Raw genomic sequence first — 1,962 nt, forward strand, 5'->3', positions numbered from 1 at the left:
CAAATCCGTTACAAGTCCAGGGTGTCGAAGGACTATCTCGAGATGATCACGCGCGATGTCGCTGTGCTCACGTTGAACCGCAGCCCACGTAACCTCGAATACTGGATGAACGAGGTACTCGAGATAACTCATCCCGGCTCGCAAGGTGCGATCAAGGGCGAACTCCTGAAGATCCTCGACGAGCAACGCGGCTCGAGCATTTCGCAGACCTTCACGATCCAGTCGATGAAGGTCGATCCCAATGCGCTGGTTTCCGAAGTGGCAGGCGAGTTGCAGACGATCGTCGGCAACCGAGTCATCTCGGTCGAGAACCGGCGGTTCCGTTACACCTGGGACTATACCGGACTCAGCCTCAAGCTGGTCGGCTTCGGCATGGTCACCGACAAGCCCGGGGAGAAGAGCTGATGGTCATGTGGGCGATCGGCACGCTTGCGGCAGGCACTGCGCTTTCATCGCGGTCCTGGTGCCTGATGAGCCGCGGAGCAGGTGCCGTGCTGCTGGCGATCGGCGCGAGCGTGGCCTTTACCGGGCCAGCATGGGCAGATCAGACAGTGATGGCTGCCGACGGGTCGCGGGTCGATTGTGCGGCATCGTCGCGCGATCTCACCCGCATCAGCCTCGTGGAAGACCAGTTCGCCTCGGTCTCCAAGGTCTCGACGGGCAATCCCGCCGAAGATTTCACTGTGGTCAACGAACCGGTGCGCGGCGATATCTACCTCTCGGTTCCCGAAGGCTATTCGCGGCCCTCGCTCTCCTTCTTTGCCACATCGAAGCGCGGCTACGTCTACAAGCTCGTCTGCCGCATCGCAGGCGAGGACGCCGTCCAGGTGTTCATCTCCAACCCGGCGATCGCGAGCGAGCGCGCTCCTGCTTCGACTCGTGCCCGCGTGGAACCGCGCGAACAGGCTGCGGCTCTGGTGCAAGCGATGTATTCGCAATCGGTCATCGACGGCTACCAGATGCGCCAGTCGGTGCGCAGCCCGGTGCAGGTCGGTACGCTCCGGGTGCAGATGATCGCAGAGTATCGCGGCGCCGAACTCAACGGCCGGGTGCTGCGGATCGAAAATCGCGGGAAGGAGGCGGTCGAACTCGATGGCGCAACGATAGCGCCTGCGAGCGCAGTTGCCGTTTCGGTCGCCGAGCCACGCTTGGTGCCCGGCCAGGTGACCACCGCCTATCTCGTCACGCGTACCGGAGAACGGCCATGAACCTGCGCACGCTTTTCTCACGCGAGCGTAGGCCGCTCGACGCCGCAGACATTTCTCCGGTTGGTGACGATCTTGCGGGCAACGAGGCCGTGCGCCGCAGGCAACGCCTGCTGCTTGGCGGCGCTTCCGGTGCCCTCCTGATCGCATCAGCCTTCTGGATCTTCGACGATGGCGACACGCCCGAAGCTGGAACCTCCGGGGCGCAGGACGTGAAGATTGCCACCGACGATATGGTCAACCGCAACATGTCCGAGCGGGAATGGATGGCCGCTTCGGAGAACCGCTTCCAGTCCACCGAGAACCAGCTGAAGTCGGTCGGTATGCAGCAGCAGCGGATCGACCAGCTCGCGCAGCAGGTGGCAGCCCTCCAGGGCCAGAACCAGTCGATGGCCGCCGACGGCCAACGGGTGCTCAGCGCCTATCAGCAGGAAAATGAGCAGCTGCGCGCGCAGGTGAACGCGGCAAGGGCCGCTCCCCCAGTCCCGCCCACACCTGGACCAGCAGCGATGTACGGTTCGGGTTCGCCGGGCACCTATCAGCAGCCTCCCGGAACCGCGGCTCTTGCTGCCACGCCTGTGTCTCAGGTGAAGGTGGTGGCCTTTGAGACAGGAGGGGCCGCGCGCGTCGAGCGCGGCAACACGGTCTATTCGGACAGTCCTGACTACCTGCCGCCCAACAGCTTCGCGTCGGCGCGTGTCATCGTCGGCGTCGATGCGGGCGCTGGCGTCAACAGCCAGACCGATCCGCTCCCGGT

General features: G+C 64.0%; 2 protein-coding genes and 1 pseudogene. All 3 read left to right on the forward strand.

The annotated features are described in order from the left end of the window. Positions 1 to 405, forward strand: a 405-nt coding sequence (locus tag EBBID32_RS09995; RefSeq protein WP_037490045.1) for a TraE/TraK family type IV conjugative transfer system protein, incomplete at its 5' end; no start/stop codon positions are given. After that, positions 405 to 1,208, forward strand: coding sequence for a type-F conjugative transfer system secretin TraK (locus EBBID32_RS10000; RefSeq protein ID WP_006955514.1), 804 nt, complete (start codon positions 405 to 407; stop codon positions 1,206 to 1,208). The genes EBBID32_RS09995 and EBBID32_RS10000, both read left to right, overlap by 1 nt. Further along, a pseudogene (locus EBBID32_RS10005) lies at positions 1,205 to 1,962 on the forward strand (conjugal transfer protein TraB); the annotation flags it as partial. The gene EBBID32_RS10000 and the pseudogene EBBID32_RS10005, both read left to right, overlap by 4 nt.

Source organism: Sphingobium indicum BiD32, from assembly GCF_000382885.1.
Classification (GTDB): Bacteria; Pseudomonadota; Alphaproteobacteria; order Sphingomonadales; family Sphingomonadaceae; genus Sphingobium; species Sphingobium japonicum_C.

What these genes read in the sequence shown, in the direction of transcription:
- EBBID32_RS10000 (WP_006955514.1), top strand. Translation starts at nt 405, where the DNA reads ATGGTCATGTGGGCGATCGGCACGCTTGCGGCAGGCACTGCGCTTTCA.